This is a genomic window from Pseudomonas neuropathica (assembly GCF_015461835.1).
In the GTDB taxonomy this organism is placed as follows: domain Bacteria; phylum Pseudomonadota; class Gammaproteobacteria; order Pseudomonadales; family Pseudomonadaceae; genus Aquipseudomonas; species Aquipseudomonas neuropathica.
In genome coordinates this window covers 174970-189708 of sequence record NZ_JACOPX010000012.1, presented here as the reverse complement: position 1 = coordinate 189708, position 14739 = coordinate 174970, and the positions used below count along the sequence as shown (strand labels likewise).

General features: G+C 60.4%; 14 protein-coding genes. 7 read left to right on the top strand and 7 right to left on the bottom strand.

The genetic code is table 11. The features are described from left to right. Positions 1 to 21 precede the first annotated feature (21 nt). From H8F23_RS19025 to H8F23_RS19010, 4 genes are all read right to left on the bottom strand, one after another. Entirely contained in the window at positions 22 to 234 is a 213-nt protein-coding gene (locus H8F23_RS19025) for a hypothetical protein (protein WP_008080512.1), read from the bottom strand. A gap of 245 nt (positions 235 to 479) precedes the next feature. Continuing rightward, on the bottom strand, positions 480 to 1586 hold the full coding sequence (gene aguA / locus H8F23_RS19020; RefSeq protein ID WP_194935416.1) for an agmatine deiminase: 1107 nt from the start codon (positions 1584 to 1586) through the stop codon (positions 480 to 482). Between the two features lie 5 nt (positions 1587 to 1591). Beyond that, positions 1592 to 2470 carry an N-carbamoylputrescine amidase gene (aguB, locus tag H8F23_RS19015; RefSeq protein WP_034151905.1) on the bottom strand — a complete coding sequence of 293 codons (879 nt, stop codon included), beginning with the start codon at positions 2468 to 2470 and terminating at the stop codon, positions 1592 to 1594. A 307-nt stretch (positions 2471 to 2777) separates the two neighbouring features. After that, positions 2778 to 5690: an aminotransferase gene (locus H8F23_RS19010; RefSeq protein ID WP_194935415.1), complete on the bottom strand. Its 2913-nt coding sequence runs from the start codon at positions 5688 to 5690 to the stop codon at positions 2778 to 2780. A gap of 152 nt (positions 5691 to 5842) precedes the next feature. Here H8F23_RS19010 and H8F23_RS19005 point away from each other — a divergent pair, with 152 nt between their 5' ends. The 5 genes from H8F23_RS19005 to H8F23_RS18985 all read left to right on the top strand — a co-directional run bounded on the left by H8F23_RS19005 (position 5843) and on the right by H8F23_RS18985 (position 10744). After that, positions 5843 to 6430, top strand: a complete 588-nt coding sequence (locus H8F23_RS19005) for a DUF3916 domain-containing protein (RefSeq protein WP_228759293.1) — start codon at positions 5843 to 5845, stop codon at positions 6428 to 6430. A gap of 83 nt (positions 6431 to 6513) precedes the next feature. Continuing rightward, complete coding sequence (gene rfbC, locus H8F23_RS19000; RefSeq protein WP_194935414.1) at positions 6514 to 7059, top strand: dTDP-4-dehydrorhamnose 3,5-epimerase; 546 nt, start codon at positions 6514 to 6516, stop codon at positions 7057 to 7059. Positions 7060 to 7101: 42 nt separating this feature from the next. Beyond that, on the top strand, positions 7102 to 8910 hold the full coding sequence (locus tag H8F23_RS18995) for a sensor histidine kinase (RefSeq protein WP_007909099.1): 1809 nt from the start codon (positions 7102 to 7104) through the stop codon (positions 8908 to 8910). Further along, a complete protein-coding gene (locus H8F23_RS18990; RefSeq protein ID WP_194935413.1) occupies positions 8907 to 10292 on the top strand; it encodes a sigma-54-dependent transcriptional regulator in 1386 nt (461 codons plus the stop codon). Before H8F23_RS18995 ends, H8F23_RS18990 begins: the two co-directional genes overlap by 4 nt. Further along, a complete protein-coding gene (locus H8F23_RS18985) occupies positions 10289 to 10744 on the top strand; it encodes a YiiD C-terminal domain-containing protein (RefSeq protein ID WP_194935412.1) in 456 nt (151 codons plus the stop codon). The genes H8F23_RS18990 and H8F23_RS18985 overlap by 4 nt, the downstream gene beginning before the upstream one ends. A 205-nt stretch (positions 10745 to 10949) precedes the next feature. Here the strand turns inward: H8F23_RS18985 and cysQ are convergent, their stop codons facing one another. Together cysQ and nudE are read right to left on the bottom strand one after the other, a co-directional pair. Further along, complete coding sequence (gene cysQ / locus H8F23_RS18980) at positions 10950 to 11777, bottom strand: 3'(2'),5'-bisphosphate nucleotidase CysQ (protein ID WP_194935411.1); 828 nt, start codon at positions 11775 to 11777, stop codon at positions 10950 to 10952. 11 nt (positions 11778 to 11788) lie between these two features. Next, positions 11789 to 12355, bottom strand: coding sequence for an ADP compounds hydrolase NudE (gene nudE / locus H8F23_RS18975; protein WP_034151897.1), 567 nt, complete (start codon positions 12353 to 12355; stop codon positions 11789 to 11791). Positions 12356 to 12443: 88 nt separating this feature from the next. On the opposite strand from nudE, the gene yrfG reads away from it, so the two are divergent. Next, complete coding sequence (gene yrfG / locus H8F23_RS18970) at positions 12444 to 13106, top strand: GMP/IMP nucleotidase (RefSeq protein WP_194935410.1); 663 nt, start codon at positions 12444 to 12446, stop codon at positions 13104 to 13106. A 100-nt stretch (positions 13107 to 13206) separates the two neighbouring features. On the opposite strand, the gene lysM is transcribed toward yrfG, so the two are convergent. After that, entirely contained in the window at positions 13207 to 13647 is a 441-nt protein-coding gene (gene lysM, locus H8F23_RS18965; protein WP_194935409.1) for a peptidoglycan-binding protein LysM, read from the bottom strand. Between the two features lie 136 nt (positions 13648 to 13783). Here lysM and H8F23_RS18960 point away from each other — a divergent pair, with 136 nt between their 5' ends. Continuing rightward, a complete protein-coding gene (locus H8F23_RS18960; protein WP_194935408.1) occupies positions 13784 to 14671 on the top strand; it encodes a LysR family transcriptional regulator in 888 nt (295 codons plus the stop codon). The last annotated feature ends 68 nt before the right edge of the window (positions 14672 to 14739 follow it).

Below are 14739 nucleotides of genomic sequence, written 5' to 3'. Positions count from 1 at the left end.
TACCAATCCCTGTTGTGCTTCTTATCCTTCCATCACAGCCCACAATGCTTCCAGTTCGGCCTCGCTGAACAGGCCAGCGGGGTAACGCTCGATCATCATCCGGCGCGGATCAGGTTCCCTGATCTGACGCGTTCCATTGGACTTTAACCAGTGCGCGACAATCTGGAGCGATTCGCCGTTTACGGCCATGGGATGCAACGTCCGCTCGCTGACTACGTTCACTTCGGCGTTCATTTCAGCGCTCTCTCCCCGTTCGTGAGCGGCTACGTTATCCAAGGTTTATGACAGAACTGTTGAAGTTCTCCCCCTCCCTAGTGCACGGGTGATGAATACAAGAGCTATGCCAATGTTTCTTAGTTGTCGACAAGCGGATACAAAGAAGCCCGCGGTCCTGTCGGGCTGCGGGCCTCAGTTGATGCATAGCGAGCTAATCATTACCCGGCTGATTTGTTAATCAACTCAAGGTGTTACGACTCAACTCACTCTTTGTGCGGCGCGGGTTGCTGTTGGGTAAGGCAATGGATATTGCCGCCACCCAGTAACAGTTCGCGGCCCGGCACCATCACCACTTCGTGCTGCGGGAACAGCTTCTGCAGAATTTCCTTGGCTGGTGCATCCATTGGATCGTCGAAGCTCGGCGCGATGATGCCGCCGTTGACGATCAGGAAGTTCACGTAGGAACCGGCCAGGCGCACGGACGGATTACGCTCCTGCGTGCCGTCCACTGGATCGACACCGGCGCACTCTTCTTCAGTCGCGTAGAGCGGCCCCGGAATCGGCATTTTGTGCACCGTGAACGGGCGGCCCTTGGCGTCAGTGCTGCTTTGCAGGACTTTCATCGCAGCCTGGCAGCGCGGGTAGTTCGGATCCTGCGGGTCGTCAGTCCACGCCAGCAGCACTTCGCCGGGACGCACGTAGCAGCAGAAGTTATCCACATGGCCGTCGGTTTCGTCGTTGAACAAACCGTCCGGCAGCCAGATGACTTTATCCACAGACAGATTGGCGCTCAGTACCGCTTCAATCTCTTCGCGGCTCAGGTGCGGGTTGCGATTGCGGTTGAGCAGGCATTCTTCGGTGGTGATCAGCGTGCCTTCGCCGTCGACATGAATCGAACCGCCTTCAAGCACGAAACCTTCAGTGCGGTAACGCGGGCTGCGCTCGATCTCAAGGATCTTGCCGCCGACCTGCGAATCGCGATTCCACGGCGAATACAAACCACCGTCGAAACCTCCCCAGGCGTTGAAGTCCCAGTTCACACCGCGCACTTCGCCGCTGTTGTTGATGACGAAAGTCGGGCCGCTGTCGCGTACCCAAGCGTCATCGCTGGACATCTCGACCACACGGATATTCGGCACGTCGAGGCGCGCGCGGGCGTTTTCATACTGGCCGGCGGACACGGCCACGGTTACCGGTTCAAAACGCGCGATGGCCTTGGCCACCGCAGCATGTGCGGCTTGCGCCGGTTTGCCGCCCAGACGCCAGTTGTCCGGGCGCTCGGGCCAGATCATCCAGGTCTGCGTTTGCGGCGCCCACTCGGCCGGCATGTGAAAGCCGTCGGCGCGCGGGGTACTTTTCAAGGTGGTCATCGGGATCAGGACTCCAGGGAACCGTCGAGGGTTTTCAACGCGCCGTACAGGTTCGGACGGCGGTCACGGAATGAACCCCACGCGCTGCGAATGTGTTCGAGCTCGTCGAGGTTGAAAGTGTGCACAAGAATACCTTCTTCGGTTTTATTCAGCTCCTGCACTTTTTCGCCGAACTGGTTGGCGATGAACGAAGAGCCGTAGAACGTGATGTCGTAGCCGTCCTGTTCTTCGTTACCGATGCGGTTGCTGGCGATCAGCGGCATCAGGTTGGCGCCGGCATGACCCTGTTGCACGCGCTGCCAGTGATCGCGCGACGAAATGGTCTTGTCGTGCGGCTCGCTGCCGATTGCGGTTGGATAGAAGAGGATTTCAGCGCCTTGCAACGCCATGCTGCGCGCAGCTTCCGGGAACCACTGGTCCCAGCAAATGCCCACACCGATTTTCGCGTAACGGGTGTTCCACACCTTGAAACCGGTGTCGCCCGGGTTGAAATAATACTTCTCGTGGTAGCCCGGGCCATCCGGGATGTGGCTTTTACGATAAATCCCGAGGTTGCTGCCGTCGGCATCGATGATCGCGATGCTGTTAAAGCGCGCACGGCCGGCCAGCTCATAGAAGCTGATCGGCAGCACCACTTGCAGCTCTTTGGCGATTTTCTGGAAATGTTTGATCGCGACGTTTTCTTCCACCGTCGTCGCCAGTTGCAGATAGTCCGGGTTCGGCTTCTGGCAGAAGTACGGCGCCTCGAACAGCTCCTGAATCAGGATGATCTGCGCGCCTTTGGCGGCGGCTTCGCGCACCAGCCTTTCAGCGATTTCGAGGTTGGCTTCCAGATCCCAGGAACAGGCCATCTGAGTGGCGGCAACGGTAACGATACGGCTCATGAATCATCTCCGGGCAGTTGCTTTGACGGCCGGAAATTCGGCCGAAAAGAAAACGCGCGCACCGGACATGAGATCGCCATGCCGGAGCAATGGCGACTTTATAGCCGATAAATATCGGCTTTAGAAGCTTGGTAGATGCCTTTCGTCTAAATAAGTCCAACAAAACCCGATACAAATCGAACTATTGTCGCACTTCCTGTAGGAGCTGCCGAAGGCTGCGATCTTTTGATCTTGATTTTAAAAAGCAGAATCAAGAGATCGTCCGAACACGGCCCGAGCCTTCGGCAGCTCCTACACGGGATCAGCGTTACAGGCCCTCGGTGAGGACCTGGTCGAGCATATCGACAAAGAAATCCACACTCTGACGCGACGTCACCATCGGCGGTTTGATCTTCAGAATGTTCAGATCATCCCCGGTCGGCTGCATGAAAATCCCCAACTCGCGCAGGCGATCGCATAGCAACGTCGTTTCCTCGGTCGCCGGCTCCAGCGTCTCGCGATTGCGGATCAGCTCAAGTCCCAGATAGAACCCGGAACCATGCACCGCGCCCACCAACGGATGTTTATCGATCAACGCTTCGAGACGCGCCTTGAAGTGGCCACCGACCACCTGCGCGTTCTTCCAGAGTTTTTCTTCTTCCATGACATCGAGCACCGCCATGCCGATCTGGCAACTGACCGGACTGCCGCCCGCCGACGAGAAGAAATAGCCCTCGGCCTCCAGCGCCTCGGCAATTTCCCGTCGCGTGATCACCGCGCCCAGCGGTTGACCGTTGCCCATGCCCTTGGCCATGCAGATGATGTCCGGCACCACACCCTGCTCTTCAAAGCCCCAGAAGAAGTGGCCCATGCGCCCGTAACCAACCTGCACTTCATCGGCGATGCACACCCCGCCCTGCGCACGCACCAAGGCGTAAACCTGTTTCAGATAACCCGGCGGCAGCGAAATGCCGCCGGCATTGCCATACACCGGCTCGCAGATAAACCCGGCCAGTTGGCGCTTCTGTTCGGCAAGTTTTGCCAGGTGATGCTCAACACTGCGCACGTAATCCGGCGCTGAATCGAGACCACGGAATTCACCGCGATAAGTGTTTGGCGCCGGCACCGGATGCACCCAGTCCGGGCGGCTTTCCAACGCTTTCGGGTTGTCGGCGATTGACGTTGATACCGCATCGGCGCCGACCGTCCAGCCGTGATAGGCCTCAAGCACGCTGATCATGTCGCGCCCGCCGCTGTAGGCCCAGGCCAGACGAATCGCCAGGTCATTGGCCTCGCTGCCGCTGTTGACCAGAAACACCCGGTCCATGCCTTCCGGCGCCAATTTCAGCAAGCGCTCGGAAAACTCCGCCACCGCCGCATAGTTGAATCGCGAGTTGGTGTTGAGCAGCGACCACTGCCGCGCCGCCACTGCCGCCATGCGCGGGTGGCCGTGACCGAGCACGGCAACGTTGTTGAGCATGTCGAGGTAGGAGCGGCCCTGCATGTCGATCAGGTGATTACGCCAGCCGCGTTCAATGCGCGGCGGATCAACGTAGTAGTGTTTCTGCGTGCGGGCGAAACTGGCATCGCGGCGTTCGAGCAGGGTTTTTGCGTCCAGCTCCGGCTCGGCATCGCAGGCCAGACCCAATAATGCGGCCGGCGAAGGACACAGCGCCTGCCACGCCGCTGCATGCGCCGGGGTGCAAAACAACGGCGCATCGATCTGCGCGCCCCGGCACAACTGCACCCGTAATGGGCCGCTGACTGCGCCCAGCACCTGGCCTTTGACCAGCGCCGCGCCGCTGTGCAGCGAAGGTGTCACGCCCCACAGGCGCACGCTGAGTTGCGGGCCATCCAGTTGCAGCACACCGCTTGCTGCCTGATGCACGACGCCAGCGAACGGCGCTTCCACGGCGGAACCATCGGGCACGCGCAATTCCACGTGCAGCGGGAAGGTGTCCGGTTCAATGGCGCTGTCGGGACGGGTGCGCGACAAACGGTACTGACCATAACGGCTTGCCGCCAAACCATGGGCCGCCGCCGCTTCGTTCAACAGTTGCTGATCGATGCCGGCCTGCTCCCAGTTGCCGGCCTCGAAATGCGGACTCAGTACACCGAGATCGATCAGCGCAAATTCACGTCCGACCAGACCGGGCAGCAAGGGCACAAAACCTTCGCTATCGATCACCGGCAATGCGTGACCGACGGCAGTGAGGATCGCCGCTTCCATCAGTGCCTGTGGCACCGATGTCGCTACGCGGAAGATTTCCCACTCATGGCTTAGGTTGTCACGGCTGTAGGTATTCGCGGGGTCGATGCTGATCTGTTGCTCGCCACTGAGTACCAACACCGCCGCGCGCGCGACGATCAATGGCCACAGCGCCTGCAGCTCTTCATGTTGCAGCGGGTTGACCGCGTGGTAGGCCTGCACGGCCGGCAAGATGACAAACGGATCGCCACCGGCGTGATGCAGCAACGCCGCACAGGTCACCGACAGATCGGTGATGCGCCAGGTGCGCACCAGATCGCCAAAGTCGATCACGCCCTGCAACTGCCAGTGACGCAGGGCATCGCGCGCCCAGACGGCGTTGTCGTCGGTGATGTCCATGTGGATCGCCTGCACCGGCAGCTTGCCCTGCAACGGCTGCAAGCGGCGCTCGGCTTGTTCGGCCGCATCGGCAATCAATAGGCGCTGCTGATCATCCTTGATCACCGGCAGCAGATGGCTGATCAGGGCACTGGCGTGGCGGGCATCCCACTGCAACGTGCGCTCAAGGCCCGGGTGATCGAACCCGGCCAGCGCCAGATCCATCTCACCGCAGAGCCGGCCAAACCCCGCCACCACGTCGCGCCCCAAGTATTCGAGATGCGTGAGCGGCTGGCCCTCGATGTAATCCAGCAGCCGCACATGGACGGCTTCGCCGCCGACCTCGAGCGACAGCAGATCCTCGCCGTTATTGGCCGCGATCACCCGCGGCACCGTCACCGCCGAGTGCTCGGCCAGATACTTGAGCCCGGCATGCTGGGCTTGCAGCTCCACCAGAGCGTAATCGCCACGGCAGATTTTCAGCACGAACCGACCGCGCGGACTGTCGACGCGAAAATTCAGATCCTGCTGGCTGCCGAGCGCCTGCAGCCTGCCGCTGAGCCCGTAATGCTCCGCCAGCCATTGCTGGGCCTGCTCTGCAGAAACCTGCGGGCTGGGCAAACTGGCGCGATGAATCAACGTGGCGAGCGGCATGAAACGACCCCTGAAATTTTATTGGGCGCCTATATCGCCATTGCTTTTGGCGAGACGCAACCCCTTATACCGACTCCCGACCGGATCAAGGGCGCAACACTGTGCCGGCAACACCCCTCATTAACTTTTCCTACAGCAATTTCAGATTGCGTTTGAACACTTCACTGTTCAACCTGACCCCTTTGAACGTTATCCGCACGGAAGCAATCAGCAAAATGTCCCAGCGCCGCCTCGCCCTCTCCAACAAAAAAGTCCGCAATATCCCTCGCCGTCTACGCGCGTTAGCCGCTTGGGCCGCTGACTTCGAAGGTTACTTTCCGGCCGACCTCACCGAAGAGGAAAAATACAGCAACTGGAAAATCCCTATTCACATGTCGATGGTCCAAGGAAAACAAGCAACTGCGGATCTGCGTCGGCAGTGCGCGCAGCACCTGATCAACGCGGCGCAGCACCTGCGCATGTCACGACCGGAAAATGCTATCGATTGCAGAGTGGTTGCCGCCATCTCCTTGCCAGGAATGTTTTCCAGCGAAATATGCATCTATACCGACATGGAATATCACCGAGGTCATATCCCTCCTGCTGATAGTGAATACGTCGAAACCGGTAAAAGCCTGGCCCGGGAATGGGGACTCGTTTTACCGCCGGGCATTCGAGAGAGAGGCCTGAGCTATACAGTTGAAGATTGCGATGGCCAGTCCTATGAGGAAGAACGCTGGTATTTTGGCGAGGTTGATTGAATCGCCCCTTACGGTCTGCACTCGCGTTAAATGGCACTTTGCGCAAGAATGTCGGCCATTCACACCAGCCTATGAAAATCCTCATGAATGTAATCACCACCGACCTGCCCGGTGTCCTGATCATCGAACCGAAGGTGTTCGGTGACGAGCGCGGCTTTTTCTACGAGAGTTTCAATGCCAAGTCGTTCCAGGACGCCACCGGTCTGGACAAGCAATTCGTGCAGGACAACCACTCGCGCTCGCAAAAAGGCGTGTTGCGTGGCCTGCATTACCAACTGCAAAACACCCAGGGCAAACTGGTCCGCGTGACCGTCGGTGAGGTGCTGGACGTGGCCGTGGACATTCGCCGCAGCTCGCCGCACTTCGGCAAATCGGTGGCGGTGCGTCTGTCGGCTGAAAATCATCGTCAATTGTGGGTACCGGAAGGTTTTGCCCACGGTTTCGTGGTGCTGAGCGAGTTCGCCGAGTTCCTCTACAAGACCACCAACTACTACGACCCGGCGTCCGAGCGCAGCATTCGCTGGGATGATCCCGCGCTGGGCATCGACTGGCAGCTGGACGAAGCGCCGAAGCTGTCCGCCAAGGATCAGGTTGCCGCCCTGCTCAAGGACGCTGACGTCTTCGCCTGAGCCTAGGCATAATGCGCCTGACATCTCAGGCGCATCCGGCTCATGAAACCAACCCTCCCCCGCAGACCCCGCTGGCGCAGCCTCGCCCTGCTGGCCCTGTGTCTGGCGCCGCTGCTGTGGCCGCTGGAACATCTCGCCGAGCGCTATTACCGCAGTGAACTGGCCGGGCAGAACCGGCAGACCCTCGACCTGTACGTCGCCAACCTGCTGGGCACCCTGCACCGCTATGAAGTGTTGCCGCAAATCCTCGGCGACCTGCCCGCCCTGCGTGCGGTCCTCGGCGCGCCGGACGACGGCGTCACCCAAGGCAATGCCAACCGCCTGCTGAAGAACATCGCCGCGCAGACCGGCGCCGAAGTCATGTACCTGATGGACACCAGCGGGCAGACGCTGGCGGCGTCGAATTGGGACAAGCACGACAGTTTCGTCGGCCGCAATTTCTCGTTCCGTCCGTACTTCAGTGAAGCCATGGCCGGGCGGCTCGGACGCTTTTTCGGCCTCGGCACAACCTCGGCCAAACGCGGCTACTTCTTCGCTGCCGCCGTGCGCAACGGCGAAAAGATCATCGGCGTGCTGGTGATCAAGGTTGACCTCGACCACACCGAAAGCCTGTGGGGCAAAACCCCGGAACAATTGCTGGTGACCGACCACAACGGCGTGGTCATCCTCACCTCGCGCCCGGAATGGCGCTTCCGTTCGACCCGTAACTTGAGCGACAGCGAACGCTCGGCGATCACCGCAATCCAGCCTTACCCGACCCGCGAGCCGCGCCCCCTGAACCTCAGCCCGACTGCGTGGCTGATCCAGACTCACGACATCGCCGAAACCGGCTGGAGCGTCAGCATCCTTGCCCCGCGCACGCTGATCGACCGTCCGGTGCGCACCGTGGTCGCCATCGGCGGCGCCACGCTGCTGGTGCTGATGTTGTTGCTCGGTCTGATGATGCAGCGCCGCCGCCATTATCTGGAGCGCATCGCCTTCGAGGCCAAAGCACGTCGCGAGCTGGAAGGCCGCGTCGCCGAGCGCACCAGCGACCTTGAAGGCCTCAACCGGCGCTTGAAGGAGGAAGTGCTGGAGCGTGAACAAGCCCAACAGGAACTGGTGCGTGCCCAGGATGATCTGGTCCAGGCCGGCAAGCTGTCGGCGCTGGGGACGATGTCAGCGAGCATCAGCCACGAACTCAATCAGCCGTTGGCAGCGATCCGCAGCTACGCGGAAAACGCCGAAGTGCTGCTCGATCATCAGCGCACCGACGATGCGCGCGGCAACCTCAAACTGATCAGCGAACTGACCGGGCGCATGGCCTCGATCATCGCCCACCTGCGCGCCTTTGCCCGCCGCGATCGCCACGCGCCGGAGAGCGTTGCCCTGCAACCGGCGCTCGACGATGCCTTGGCGCTGCTGGCCAAACGGCGCCGCAGCATGGAAGTCGAACTGATCCGAGATCTGCCAGCCGCGACTCTGTGGGTCGAGGCCGGGGAAACCCGATTGCGCCAAGTGCTCGGCAATCTGCTGGCCAACGCCCTCGACGCCCTCACCGAGAAAGGCCCGCCGCGCAAACTCTGGCTGAGTGCCGAATCCACCGCCGAGGGCGTCAATCTGTACATTCGCGACAACGGCCCGGGCTTTTGCATGGAAGCCCTCGGCCGCGCCAGCGAGCCCTTTTACACCACCAAGACCCGCACTCAAGGCCTTGGCCTGGGGCTGGCCATTTGTGAAACGCTGATGCGCGCCTTCGGCGGTGAACTGTCGTTCGCCAACCACAAGCAAGGTGGCGCCTTGATTACCCTGCGGCTGCGCGCCGGTGCGCCCGGGGTCAGCCTGCAACCGTCCGAGGATCGAAGTGCATGACCATCGACAATCGCATTCAGGTGGTGTTGATCGACGACGATCCGCACCTGCGTCAGGCCCTCGGCCAGACCCTGGACCTGGCCGGCCTGAAAATTCTGCCGCTGTCCGAAGCCAAAGGCCTGGCCGCACAGCTTGAGCGTGACTGGCCGGGTGTGGTGGTCAGCGATATCCGCATGCCGGGCATGGACGGTCTCGAGTTGCTGGCCGAACTGCACGCACAGGATCCCGAACTACCGGTGTTGCTGATCACCGGCCACGGCGATGTACCACTGGCGGTGCAGGCCATGCGGGCCGGCGCTTACGATTTTCTCGAAAAACCGTTTGCCAGCGATGCGCTGCTCGACAGCGTACGCCGCGCCCTCGCCTTGCGCCGCCTGGTGCTGGACAACCGTAGCCTGCGCCTGGCCCTCAGCGATCGCAATGAACTGAGCGCGCGGCTGGTCGGCCATTCGACGCCCATGTTGCGTTTGCGCGAGCAGATCGGCGCGCTGGCCGCGACCAAGGCTGACGTGCTGATCCTCGGCGAAACTGGCGCCGGTAAAGAAGTAGTCGCCCGCGCCTTGCACGATTTATCCAGCCGCCGAAACGGCCCGTTCGTCGCGATCAACGCCGGCGCGCTTGCCGAGTCGGTGGTCGAAAGTGAGCTGTTCGGTCACGAACCCGGCGCGTTTACCGGCGCGCAAAAACGCCGGATCGGCAAATTCGAATTCGCCAATGGCGGCACACTGTTTCTCGATGAAATCGAGAGCATGAGCATGGATGTGCAGGTGAAGTTGCTGCGCATGCTGCAGGAGCGCGTGGTCGAGCGTCTGGGTGGCAATCAACTGATCCCGCTGGACATCCGCGTCATAGCCGCGACCAAGGAAGACCTGCGTCAGGCCGCTGACCAGGGCCGCTTCCGCGCCGACTTGTATTACCGCCTCAACGTCGCGCCACTGCGCATTCCGCCACTGCGTGAGCGCGGCGAAGATGCGCTGGTGCTGTTTCAGCATTACGCCGATGAAGCCAGCGCCCGCCACGGTTTGCCACCCCATGAACTACAACCGGCGCAACGCGCCTTGCTGCTGCGCCACACCTGGCCGGGCAACGTACGCGAACTGCAGAATGCCGCCGAACGTTTCGCCCTCGGCCTGGAATTGGCGCTGGATAACGCTGACGCCGAGGGCGGTGGCAGTACCACGGTCGAAGTCATCAATGGGGGGCTCAGCGAGCAGGTGGAAAATTTCGAAAAATCGCTGATCGCTGCTGAACTGGCGCGCTCCCACAGTTCGGTGCGCAGCCTCGCCGAAGCCTTGGGCATTCCGCGCAAGACCCTGCATGACAAGTTGCGCAAGCATGGCCTCAACTTTGGCGATAGCAGCCATGGGGACGAGAACGAATGATCAGCCACAGCGCCCATCTTCAGTCGGTTTTGCATCATGACATCCCGCTGACCCGAGACATGGGCCTTAAGGTGCTCGACTGGCATGAGCAGCAACTGAGCCTGCATCTGCCACTCGAGCCGAACGTCAACCACAAGAGCACGATGTTCGGTGGCAGCCTCTACTGCGGCGCGGTGCTGGCCGGTTGGGGCTGGTTGCATTTGCGTTTGAAAGAAGAAGGAATCACCGACGGGCACATTGTGATTCAGGAAGGGCAGATCAGTTATCCGCTGCCGGTGACCGGGGACGCTACGGCGATTTGCCCGGCACCTGATGCGAAGGAGTGGAAGAGGTTTCTGGCGATGTATCAGCGTTATGGGCGGGCGCGGTTGACGTTGAATACGCGGATCGTCAATGCGGGTAGCGATGAGGATGCAGTGACGTTTACCGGGCAGTACGTTTTGCATCGCTGAAGATCAACAGCCCCTCACCCTAACCCTCTCCCAGAGGGAGAGGGGACTGATTGGGGGATGCTTCAGACGTACACCGACCTGATGGCGCTTTGCTGAATCCATAATCGACCTCATCTTTCAGGTCGATGTATGACGCAAGACAACTCGGTCGGCTCCCTCTCCTGGGGGAGAGGGCTGGGGTGAGGGCGATTGCCGATCAGCCCACTTAACCCCGGGCCAACGCCAACAACCTTTCCCGCCACGCCGCCTTCGCCGGCAGCGCCAAAAAGAATTCATTGAGTAGCGATTCCCGCGCCGGATAACAGAACGCCTCCCCGCGCAGATCCAACACCTCACCGCCCGCACCTTCCAGCACACCTTGCGCCGCCGCCGTGTCCCACTGCGAAGTCGGCGCCAGTCGCGGATAGCAATCCGCCGCGCCTTCGGCCAGCAGGCAGAATTTCAGCGAGCTGCCAATGTTGGCCAATTGCAACTCGCCCAGACTGGCACTCAGCCCGGCCAACAGACGCTCCTGCTCGGGACTCGAATGGCGACGGCTGGCGACCACGGTAAACGCCTCGCCCGGCCCCGGTACATTGCGCACCTGAATCGCAACCGGCGTGCCGCCCTTGTCGCAACGCCAGGCACCGAGGCCTGCGCCGCCAACGTAGAAACGACCATTGGTCGGCATCGACACCACGCCGAACACCACGCGGCCGTTTTCGATCAGCGCAATGTTGACGGTGAACTCTTCGCTGCCGCTGATAAATTCCTTGGTGCCGTCCAACGGGTCGACCAACCACCAGCGCTGCCAGCCGGCGCGCACGCTCTGAGGGATGTTGGCGTCTTCTTCCGACAAGACTGGAATGCTCGGGTCCAGCGCCGTCAACCCGGCGAGGATCAGGTGATGCGCGGCCAGATCCGCCGCGGTCACGGGCGAGTCATCGGACTTGGCCGTGACCTCAACCCCGGCGCGCCAGAACGGCAAAATCGCCTCGCCGGCCTGCAAGGCCAGCTCTACGACCGGCGCCATCAACGGGTGGGGGAAATTCATCGATATCTCACTCATGCAGGAAAGAACCCGCGCTCGGTCAGCAGATCGCGGGTCAGATACAGTGCAGCCAATGCACGGCCTTCGGAAAACTGAGGATTGAGCGCCAGCGATGACAGTTCGCGCAGGTTCACTTTGTCGACACGCATCGGCTCAGGCTCGTCGCCTTCGAGACGTTCCTCGTACAAATCAGTCGCCAGGACCACCTGAATCTTCTGGCTCATGTAACCGGGCGACAGCGACAGCTCGGTCAGATGCTCCAGTTGCCGCGCACCAAAACCAGCCTCTTCCTTGAGCTCACGTTCGGCTGCCGCCAACACATCCTCGCCCGGTTCGATCAGACCTTTGGGCAAGGACAATTCATATTCGTCGGTGCCGCCGCAATACTCCTCGACCAATACCGCGTGCTCGGCATCCAGCATCGCCACGATCATCACCGCGCCGTAGCCCGCACCTTTACCAACCAGACGTTCGTAAGTGCGTTCCACGCCGTTGGAAAAGCGCAGCTTGAGTTCTTCGACGCAAAACAGGCGACTGGTGGCGACGATCTCGCGGGCAAGTACGGTGGGTTTCTGGCGCATGCAAAGCTCCTTGGCGTGAACGCGCTACTATAACGCGGCTTTCCCGATTGTTTATGTCGGATATCTTTCTACCGTTCGAGACGTTGCCATGCCTTCATTACCGTGGTCCGACATCGATACCGTTCTGCTCGACATGGACGGCACGCTGCTGGATCTGCACTTCGACAATCACTTCTGGCTGGAACACCTGCCGCAGCGTTACGCCGAACTGCACGGGGTCAGCCGCGCCATGGCCGAAATGGAATTGCAGCCGTTGTTCGAACGCCATGCCGGCCAGTTGCAGTGGTACTGCCTGGATTTCTGGAGTGCCGAGCTGAAGTTGTCGGTGCGTGAGTTGAAACAGGAAACCGCGCACCTGATTGCCTTGCGCCCGGATGCCGATACCTTTCTGGAAGCTATCAAACGCGCCGGTAAGCGGGTGATCATGATCACCAACGCGCACCGCGACTCACTGTCGCTGAAGCTTGAGCGAATCGAACTGGCGCCGTATTTTGAGCGGCTGATCAGCTCCCACGATTACGGTTTCCCCAAGGAGAATCCGCAGTTCTGGGATGCCTTGCAGGCGGACATCGGCTTTGATCCGGCGCGCAGTCTGTTTATCGACGACACCTTGCCGATTCTGCGCAGTGCGCGGGATTTTGGTGTGGCGCATTTGTTGGCGGTGAAAGAGCCGGACAGTCGCAAGGGGCCGAAGGACACGGCTGAGTTTGCGGCGGTTGAGGATTATCGCAGTTTGATCGCAAGGCTTTGATCTTTGTAGGAGCTGCCGAAGGCTGCGATCTTTTGATCTGGTTTTTAAAAATCAAAGTCAAAAGATCGCAGCCTGCGGCAGCTCCTACAGGTGTTTTGTGTTACTCAGGAATACGCAGGGTCTGCCCCGGATAGATTTTGTTCACATCCTTGAGCATCGGCTTGTTGGCCTCAAAGATCTTGTTGTACTGGTTAGCATTGCCATACACGGCGAGGGAAATCGCACTGAGGGTGTCGCCTTTATTCACCACGACAAACTTTGCTGCCGCCACCACCGGACCAGTCACCGTGATCTGATCATCAACGCTGCCAACGCCGGCAATATTGCCCACCGCCAGCAAAATCTTCTCTTTCTCTTCCTGACTCGCGACTTCACCGGTGACAGTCACTTTGTCGCCATCCACCGTCGCCTGCACATTCGGATTGCCCAGACCGACCTTGCTGATGTGTTCCTTCAACTGCTCACTGGCATTGGCGTTACCCGGGGTCAGCAGATCGATCAGCTTCTCACCGGCTTCTTTCACAAAGCTCAAAAGACTCATAGCGCACACTCCTTGATTTGGGTTCCAGACGTCCAAGCCTAGACCACGACAGACAAACCCGGTTCCAAGCCGACCAATGACCCTGCCACCGCGCAAGCGGTAGAATCGCCCACCCCCGCCAGCGCCTGGAGCGAAGATGGACATCAAGCAGCTGAAATTCCTCATCGCCCTCGACGAAACCCGCCACTTCGGCCAGGCCGCCGCGCGTTGCCACATCACCCAGCCAACCCTGTCGATGCGCCTGCGCAGCCTCGAAGAAGAACTCGACCTGCCGCTGGTCAACCGCGGCCAGCGTTTCGAAGGTTTCACCGCACCGGGCGAGCGGGTGCTGGCGTGGGCACGTTCGGTGATGGCGGCCTATGACGGTTTGCACGCGGAAGCAGCGGCATGTCGCGGCAATCTGATCGGCACGCTGCGACTGGGCGTGGTGCCGCTGTCGAGTTTCGATCCGCTGCCGTTGATGCAACGTCTGCATGCCGCACACCCGAACCTGCGTTTTGAGATGTCAGCGCTAAGCTCCGAGCAAATTCTTGAGCATCTAGCGAACAACCGAATCGACATCGGGGTTTCTTATCTCGACCGACTGGATCACGAACGCTTCGAATCACTGGCATTCCACGAAACCCGCATGGGCCTGCTGTACGACCAGCGCACTTTTACCTTCGGAGAAGCTCCATTGAGCTGGGAGTCGCTGATCGAACTGCCGCTGGGCATGCTCACCAGCGGCATGCATTTTCGCCAGTCCATCGACCACAACTTCCACAGCCGTGGGCTGACTCCGCAACCGTTGCTGCAAACCGACGCCGTGCATCAATTGTTACAAGCAGTACACGGCGGCTTTTGCTGCGCGATCATGCCGCTCGACGGCGGGCTGGAAAAACTCACCGACCACCTGCGCCTGCAACCCATCGAAAACGCCCAGACCCTCGCCCCGCTGGGCTTGATCATGCGCCGTGGCGCCCCGCGTTCAGCGCTGGCCGAGGCCTGTTTCGCGCTGTATCAGAAATCGCCAACGGCGCCTTGATCGACGGCATCTATCGATAGATCGACACTAGCGATTAGACGCGACAACTTGCCGCGCCTAGTCTTAAC

What these genes read in the sequence shown, in the direction of transcription:
- H8F23_RS18990 (WP_194935413.1), top strand. Translation starts at nt 8,907, where the DNA reads ATGACCATCGACAATCGCATTCAGGTGGTGTTGATCGACGACGATCCG.
- H8F23_RS18960 (WP_194935408.1), top strand. Translation starts at nt 13,784, where the DNA reads ATGGACATCAAGCAGCTGAAATTCCTCATCGCCCTCGACGAAACCCGC.
- yrfG (WP_194935410.1), top strand. Translation starts at nt 12,444, where the DNA reads ATGCCTTCATTACCGTGGTCCGACATCGATACCGTTCTGCTCGACATG.
- nudE (WP_034151897.1), bottom strand. Translation starts at nt 12,355, where the DNA reads ATGCGCCAGAAACCCACCGTACTTGCCCGCGAGATCGTCGCCACCAGT.
- H8F23_RS19025 (WP_008080512.1), bottom strand. Translation starts at nt 234, where the DNA reads ATGAACGCCGAAGTGAACGTAGTCAGCGAGCGGACGTTGCATCCCATG.
- H8F23_RS18995 (WP_007909099.1), top strand. Translation starts at nt 7,102, where the DNA reads ATGAAACCAACCCTCCCCCGCAGACCCCGCTGGCGCAGCCTCGCCCTG.
- H8F23_RS19010 (WP_194935415.1), bottom strand. Translation starts at nt 5,690, where the DNA reads ATGCCGCTCGCCACGTTGATTCATCGCGCCAGTTTGCCCAGCCCGCAG.
- lysM (WP_194935409.1), bottom strand. Translation starts at nt 13,647, where the DNA reads ATGAGTCTTTTGAGCTTTGTGAAAGAAGCCGGTGAGAAGCTGATCGAT.
- cysQ (WP_194935411.1), bottom strand. Translation starts at nt 11,777, where the DNA reads ATGAATTTCCCCCACCCGTTGATGGCGCCGGTCGTAGAGCTGGCCTTG.
- aguA (WP_194935416.1), bottom strand. Translation starts at nt 1,586, where the DNA reads ATGACCACCTTGAAAAGTACCCCGCGCGCCGACGGCTTTCACATGCCG.
- rfbC (WP_194935414.1), top strand. Translation starts at nt 6,514, where the DNA reads ATGAATGTAATCACCACCGACCTGCCCGGTGTCCTGATCATCGAACCG.
- aguB (WP_034151905.1), bottom strand. Translation starts at nt 2,470, where the DNA reads ATGAGCCGTATCGTTACCGTTGCCGCCACTCAGATGGCCTGTTCCTGG.
- H8F23_RS18985 (WP_194935412.1), top strand. Translation starts at nt 10,289, where the DNA reads ATGATCAGCCACAGCGCCCATCTTCAGTCGGTTTTGCATCATGACATC.